This is a genomic window from Streptomyces solincola (assembly GCF_002982015.1).
GTDB lineage: Bacteria > Actinomycetota > Actinomycetes > Streptomycetales > Streptomycetaceae > Streptomyces > Streptomyces solincola.
In genome coordinates this window covers 1-6,294 of the sequence record NZ_PVLV01000642.1, presented here as the reverse complement: position 1 = coordinate 6,294, position 6,294 = coordinate 1, and the positions used below count along the sequence as shown (strand labels likewise).

The window sequence follows — 6,294 nt, the reverse complement described above, 5'->3', positions numbered from 1 at the left end:
GCCTCGCCCTCGCCCTCGCCCTCGCCCGGGGGCCGGGCCTCGCCCCCGTTAGCCCGCCCGGCGTCGTCCTTGGCCGAGGGGCGGACGACGGTGGCGGTCAGCACGACCGGGTTCATCCCGGCGAAGCCGCCGCCGGTGAGCACGCGCATGACCCGGTCCCGGGGGGCGTCCCCGGGCGGCGCGGGGGCGGGCGCGACCTCGGGGCCGGCCCCGCCCACCACGGTGCGCACCCGGCGCACCGCCTCCGCCCAGTGCAGCGGCAGCACGATCTCCGCCTCATGGACGTCGTCCGGCATCAGCCGGGCGACCCGGCGGGTCAGCCAACCGCCCGCACGGCCGCCGACGCCCGCGCCGACCGCGCCGAGACCGGCGGCCAGCAGCTCGCGCTCGTCCTCCCGCGCCCGACCCATGCGGCTACCCCCGTCTCCCCTGTTCACCCGTCCCACCACCGTAAATCAAGCCTCTGACAGGGGAGTTGCGAGGCGGACGTCACGACCGGATCACGATGCGGGGGTTACCGCCGGAGGCGGTATTGCGGGGCTGTTACGCCGGGCGTACACCTGAGCAACACCCAGACGGGTCCGGCAAGGACGGGGGCATTGATGCGTACAACTCACACCACCCGCACGGCTCTTCGCTCGCGCAGAGCCGCGGTGGCGCTCGCGGCGGTCGGGGCGCTGGCCCTGGCGGGCTGCGGGGACGGCGGCGGGGGTGACGGCGGCAAGGACGGCACCGGCCCGGACCAGAGCCCGGGCAACGCCCAGCCCAGCGTCGAACTGCCCAAGCTGGACGGCAAGTCGGTGCAGGTCGTCGCCGTGTGGACGGGCCCCGAGCAGGAGTCGTTCGGCAAGGTGCTGGCCGAGTTCGAGAAGCGCACCGGCGCCAAGGTCAGCTATGTGCCCACCCAGGACGCGATGCTCAACTACCTGGGCACCAAGATCGCGGGCGGTTCGCCGCCGGACGTGGCGATGCTCCAGCAGGTCGGCGCGCTCAAGCAGGCGGTGGAGCGCAAGTGGGCCAAGCCCGCGGGCGCGGAGGCGAAGGCGCAGCTCCAGAAGAACTACGGCACCGGCTGGCGCGAGCTGGGCGCGGTGGACGGCACCCAGTACGGGGTGTACTTCAAGGCCGCCAACAAATCCCTGGTCTGGTACAACACGGCCGTCTTCGAGGCGGCGGGCGTGTCGGAGCCCAAGACCTGGAAGGACTTCCTCTCCACCGCCGAGACGGTGTCCGCGTCCGGGGTGGCGCCGGTGTCGGTGGGCGGCGCGGACGGCTGGACGCTGACCGACTGGTTCGAGAACGTCTACCTCTCGCAGGCCGGGCCGGAGAAGTACGACCAGTTGGCGAAGCACGAGATCGCGTGGACCGACCCGTCGGTGGCACAGGCGCTCACCACGCTGGCCGAGCTGTTCGGCCGGCCGGAGCTGATCGCGGGCGGCGCGAGCGGCGCGTTGCAGACCGAGTTCCCGGCGTCGGTGACGCAGACGTTCACCGGCGGCGACACCCCGAAGGCCGCGATGGTCTTCGAGGGCGACTTCGTGGCCAGCAACATCGCCGAGACCGAGGCGAAGGTCGGCCAGGACGCCAAGGCGTTCCCGTTCCCGGCGGTCGGGGCGGACGCGCCGGTGGTGACCGGCGGCGACGTGGCGGTGGCGCTGACCGACAACCCGGCGGCCCAGGCGCTGCTGACCTTCCTGGCCTCCCCGGACGCGGCCCGGATCTGGGCCTCGCAGGGCGGGTTCGTCTCGCCGAACAAGTCGCTGGAGGGCTCCGCCTATCCGAACGACGTGCAGAAGGAGATCGGCAAGGCGCTGATCGACGCGGGTGACGACTTCCGGTTCGACATGTCGGACCAGATGCCGCAGTCGTTCGGCGGGACGCCGGGCAAGGGCGAGTGGAAGGCGCTTCAGGACTTCCTGAAGAACCCGAAGGACGTCAAGGGCGTCCAGGCCCGCCTGGAGGCCGACGCGGCCAAGGCGTACGGGAAGGACTGACACCGTGGCGACGGCGGCCCCGGGCGGGGGCACGGCGGCGGCCCCGGGCGGCGGCGGGGGCACGGCGGCCCCGCCGCCCAGGCGGGGCAAGAGCGTCAACGGTGGGCGGGGCGTGGTCGCGGCGGGCTTCCTGCTGCCCGCGCTGCTGCTGCTCGGCGCGCTGGTTCTGTACCCGATCGGCTTCTCGGTCTACCGGTCGTTCTTCGACGCCTCCGGCGACTCGCTCGCCGGCAGCGGCGGGTTCGGCAACTACGTGGAGATCTTCTCCGACGACACCATCCTGACCGCGGTGAGGAACAACGCGGTGTGGGTGGTGGTGGCCCCCACCGTGGCCACCGCGCTCGGGCTGGTCTTCGCGGTGCTGACCGAACGGGTGTGCTGGGGAACGGCGTTCAAGCTGGTCGTCTTCATGCCGATGGCGATCTCCATGCTGGCCGCGGGGATCATCTTCCGGCTGGTGTACGAGCAGGACCCGGAGCGCGGGGTGGCCAACGCGGTCTGGGTCGGGGTGCACGACACCTTCGCCGAGTCGGCCGGCTACCCCAAGGCCCGCCCGCTGCCGGTGCATCCGCTGAAGGCGGCCGGCGGCGGGGCGTTCGTCACCAGGGAGCCGGTGCGGGCCGGCACGCCGGCGCTGCTGCCGCTGGTCGGCGTCGCCCCGACCGACCTCCCCTCCGACGCCCGCCCGGCGAAGGCCCCCGCGCCCTCCCCGGACGGGATCACCGGGACCACCTGGCTGGACTTCACCCGGGGCGGCGGCGGCACGCCCAACACCGTGGACGCCACCGAGCGCGGGCTGCCCGGGATGTCGGTGGAGGCGGTCAAGGACGGGAAGGTGGTGGCCACCGCGAAGGCGGGCGCGGACGGGGTGTTCACCCTGCCGGCCGCCGCCGACGGGGCGCTGCTGAGGCTGCCCGCGGACAACTTCCGCGAGCGCTACAACGGCGTGGACTGGCTCGGCCCGTCCCTGGTCACCCCGGCGATCATCGGCTCGTACGTGTGGATGTGGGCCGGGTTCGCGATGGTGCTGATCGCCGCCGGACTGGCCGCCCTGCCGCGCGAGCTGCTGGAGGCCGCCCGGGTGGACGGGGCGAGCGAGTGGCAGGTGTTCCGCCGGATCACCGTGCCGCTGCTGGCGCCGGTGCTCGCCGTCGTCCTGGTCACCCTGATGATCAACGTGTTGAAGATCTTCGACCTGGTGTTCATCATCGCGCCCGGCTCGGTGCAGGACGACGCCAACGTGCTCGCCCTCCAGCTCTACCGCTCCTCCTTCGGCGCGGACGCCGACCTGGGCGTCGGCAGCGCCATCTCGGTACTGCTGCTGCTGCTGGTCATCCCGGTGATGGTCTTCAACATCCGGCGCATCCGGAAGGAGAACCGCCGATGAGCGACGCACTGCCGGCGACGGCCGCGCCCGCCGCGGCCCCCGCTCCCAGGTCCGGCAAGGCCCGCCCCTCGCTCGCCGCCCGGGTCGCCGCCCGCGCCGGCGGCGGGGCGCTGCGGGTCTTCCTGATCCTGGTCGCGCTGTTCTGGCTGATGCCGACCGTCGGGCTGCTGCTGTCCTCGCTGCGCGACCCGGCGGACATCGCGGCCGACGGATGGTGGACGGTGTTCACCGAACCCGCCCAGCTCACCGCCGCCAACTACTCCGCCCTGCTCTCCGACGACACCGTCACCGGCTCACTGCTCTCCACCGTCGCGATCACCGTGCCCTCCACCGTGCTGGTGGTGGTGATCGGGGCGCTGGCCGGCTACGCCTTCGCCTGGATCGACTTCCCCGGCCGCGACTGGTGGTTCCTGCTGGTGGTCGGACTGCTGGTGGTGCCGGTGCAGGTGGCGCTCGTCCCGGTGTCCGAACTGTTCGGCGCGGTGGGCCTGTTCGAGACCACCGCCGGCGTGGTGCTGTTCCACGTGGCTTTCGGCCTCCCGTTCGCGATCTTCCTCCTGCGCAACTTCTTCGCGGAGATCCCGCGCGAACTGCTGGAGGCCGCCAGGCTGGACGGCGCGGGCGAGATCCGGCTGTTCGCCCGGGTGGTGATGCCGCTGGGCGGCCCGGCGATCGCCTCGCTCGGCATCTTCCAGTTCCTGTGGGTGTGGAACGACATGCTGATCGCCCTGATCTTCGCCGACTCCGAGTCCCCGCCGATCACCGTCGCCCTCCAGCAGCAGGTCCGGCAGTTCGGCAACAACGTCGACGTCCTCGCCCCCGGCGCGTTCGTCTCCATGGTGATCCCGCTGGCGGTGTTCTTCGCCTTCCAGCGGCACTTCGTCAACGGCGTGATGGCCGGCGCGGTGAAGTAGCGGCGACCTGGCGAGGACCGCGAAGCAGCAGGTCGCAGGCGGTGTGGTGCATCCGGGTGGCCCCTCCCCCGGATGCACCACGCGCTTCCCCCGGTTGCCACGACCGGCGTGACCGGCCGCGCCCACGGGGCGTTCAGGGGCCATGCCCAGGTTCAGCGTGATCGTTCCCGCCTACGAGGTCCAGACCTATCTGCCCGAGTGCCTGGAATCGGTGCTCGGGCAGTCCTTCGGCGACCTGGAGCTGATCGCCGTGGACGACTGCTCCCCCGACGGCTGCGGCGCCGTCATCGACGAGTACGCCGCCAGGGACCGCCGGGTCGTCGCCGTCCACCTCCCGGAGAACGCCGGCCTGGGCCCCGCCCGCAACGCCGGCCTGGCCCGCGCCACCGGCGAGTACGTCCTCTTCCTCGACGGCGACGACACCTTCGTCCCCGGCGCCCTCCAGGCGGTCGCCGACCGGCTCGACGCCACCGGCGACCCGGAGCTCCTGGTCTTCGACTACACCCGGGTCTACTGGTCCGGCGACGAGGTCGGCCACGACTTCCGCGCCCACCTCACCGAGGACGGCCCCGCCCCCTTCGTCCTCGCGGACCGCCCCGGCCTCCTGCGCGTCCTGATGGTGGTCTGGAACAAGGCGTACCGCCGCGACTTCCTCACCCGCGAGCGGTTCGCCTTCCCGCCCGGCTTCTACGAGGACACCCCCTGGACCTATCCCGCGCTGCTGGCGGCCCGGTCGATCGCCACCCTGGACCAGGTCTGCGTGCACTACCGGCAGCGCCGCACCGGCTCGATCCTGCGCACCACCAGCGTCCGCCACTTCGAGCTGTTCGACCAGTACGACCGGGTCTTCGCCTTCCTGGACGGGCGGCCCGAACTGGCCCGCTGGCGACCGGTGCTGTTCCGGCGGATGGCCGACCACTTCACCTCCGTCTACACCGCCCCCGGCCGGCTGCCGCGCTCCACCCGCGCCCGGTTCTTCCGCCGCGCCCGCGCCCACTACCGGCGCTACCGCACCCCCGGCGCCACCCCGCAGGCCAGCACCCGGCTGCGGCACGCCCTGGTCCGGCTCGGCAGCCGCCGCGCCTTCACCGCCCTGACCGCCGCCCGCACCCTCCTCAAGGCCGCGCTCGCCCGCGCCCGGTACCTGGCCCGCCGCGCCCGCGGCGCCCTGCTCCAACTCCACTACCGCGCCCAGCTCCTGCTGCCCGTCCACCCCGACACGGCCGTCTTCGCCGCCTCCTGGCACCGCGGCTACGGCTGCTCGCCGGCCGCCGTCGAGGAGCGGGTGCGCGAACTCGCCCCGCACATCCGCACCACCTGGATCTGCGACCCGGCGTACGCGCACACCGTGCCGCCCGGGGTCCGGTGGGTCGCGCCCGGCACCGCCGCCTACTGGACCGCGCTGGCCCGCTCCCGCCACCTGGTCAACAACGTCAACTTCGACCGCCGGCTGGTCAAGCGGCGCGGTCAGGTCCTGCTCCAGACCCAGCACGGCACCCCGCTCAAGCACATGGGCCTGGACCTGCAACGCCGCCCGGCCGCCGCCCGGGGGATGGACTTCGCCCGGCTGCTGGCCTCGGTGGACGACTGGGACCACCTGGTCTCCGCCAACCGCCACTCCAGCCTGGTCTGGCAGCGCGTCTACCCGGCCGCGTACACGCTGCTGGAGTACGGCAGCCCGCGCGCCGACCTCTTCCACCGCGCCACCGCCGCCGACGTCACCCGGGAACGCGCCGCCCTCGGCATCCCGCCCGGCCACACCGCGATCCTGTACGCCCCCACCCACCGCGACTACGTCCACCCCCAGCCGCGCCTGCTGGACCTGGACCGCCTGCTCGCCCAGCGCGGCGCGCCGGCGGTCCCGGCCCCGCCGGCGCGGTCGGGGGTGGACGCAACCCCGGGGGGACGGGGCGTACACGGCCGCGCGGGGGCCGGGCGGGGGGCCGGCGGCGGGGCCTTACCCCGGGACCTCCGCGGGCGTGGCGCCGGGGAAGTGGGG

Annotated in this window: 5 protein-coding genes; 4 read left to right on the top strand and 1 reads right to left on the bottom strand. The window is 73.5% G+C overall.

Annotated features, from left to right (window positions below; genetic code table 11):
• Nucleotides 1-410: hypothetical protein (locus tag C6N75_RS28660; RefSeq protein ID WP_105871762.1), on the bottom strand; the 410-nt coding region annotated here is incomplete at its 3' end.
• Between the two features lie 192 nt (nt 411-602).
• Between C6N75_RS28660 and C6N75_RS28655 the strand changes: the two genes are divergently transcribed.
• From C6N75_RS28655 to C6N75_RS28640, 4 genes are all read left to right on the top strand, one after another.
• A complete protein-coding gene (locus C6N75_RS28655) occupies nt 603-1,994 on the top strand; it encodes an ABC transporter substrate-binding protein (RefSeq protein ID WP_105871761.1) in 1,392 nt (463 codons plus the stop codon).
• A 4-nt stretch (nt 1,995-1,998) separates the two neighbouring features.
• On the top strand, nt 1,999-3,381 hold the full coding sequence (locus C6N75_RS28650; protein WP_105871760.1) for a carbohydrate ABC transporter permease: 1,383 nt from the start codon (nt 1,999-2,001) through the stop codon (nt 3,379-3,381).
• Nucleotides 3,378-4,295 (top strand): carbohydrate ABC transporter permease, encoded by a 918-nt coding sequence (locus C6N75_RS28645; RefSeq protein WP_105871759.1) that lies wholly within the window; start codon nt 3,378-3,380, stop codon nt 4,293-4,295. The genes C6N75_RS28650 and C6N75_RS28645 overlap by 4 nt, the downstream gene beginning before the upstream one ends.
• Before the next feature lie 142 nt (nt 4,296-4,437).
• Nucleotides 4,438-6,294 (top strand): bifunctional glycosyltransferase/CDP-glycerol:glycerophosphate glycerophosphotransferase (locus C6N75_RS28640; protein WP_105871763.1); only part of this gene is annotated, 1,857 nt, incomplete at its 3' end.

Bases quoted from the DNA above. Each gene is read 5' to 3' on its own strand.
- C6N75_RS28655 (WP_105871761.1), top strand. From the start codon at position 603: ATGCGTACAACTCACACCACCCGCACGGCTCTTCGCTCGCGCAGAGCC.
- C6N75_RS28645 (WP_105871759.1), top strand. From the start codon at position 3,378: ATGAGCGACGCACTGCCGGCGACGGCCGCGCCCGCCGCGGCCCCCGCT.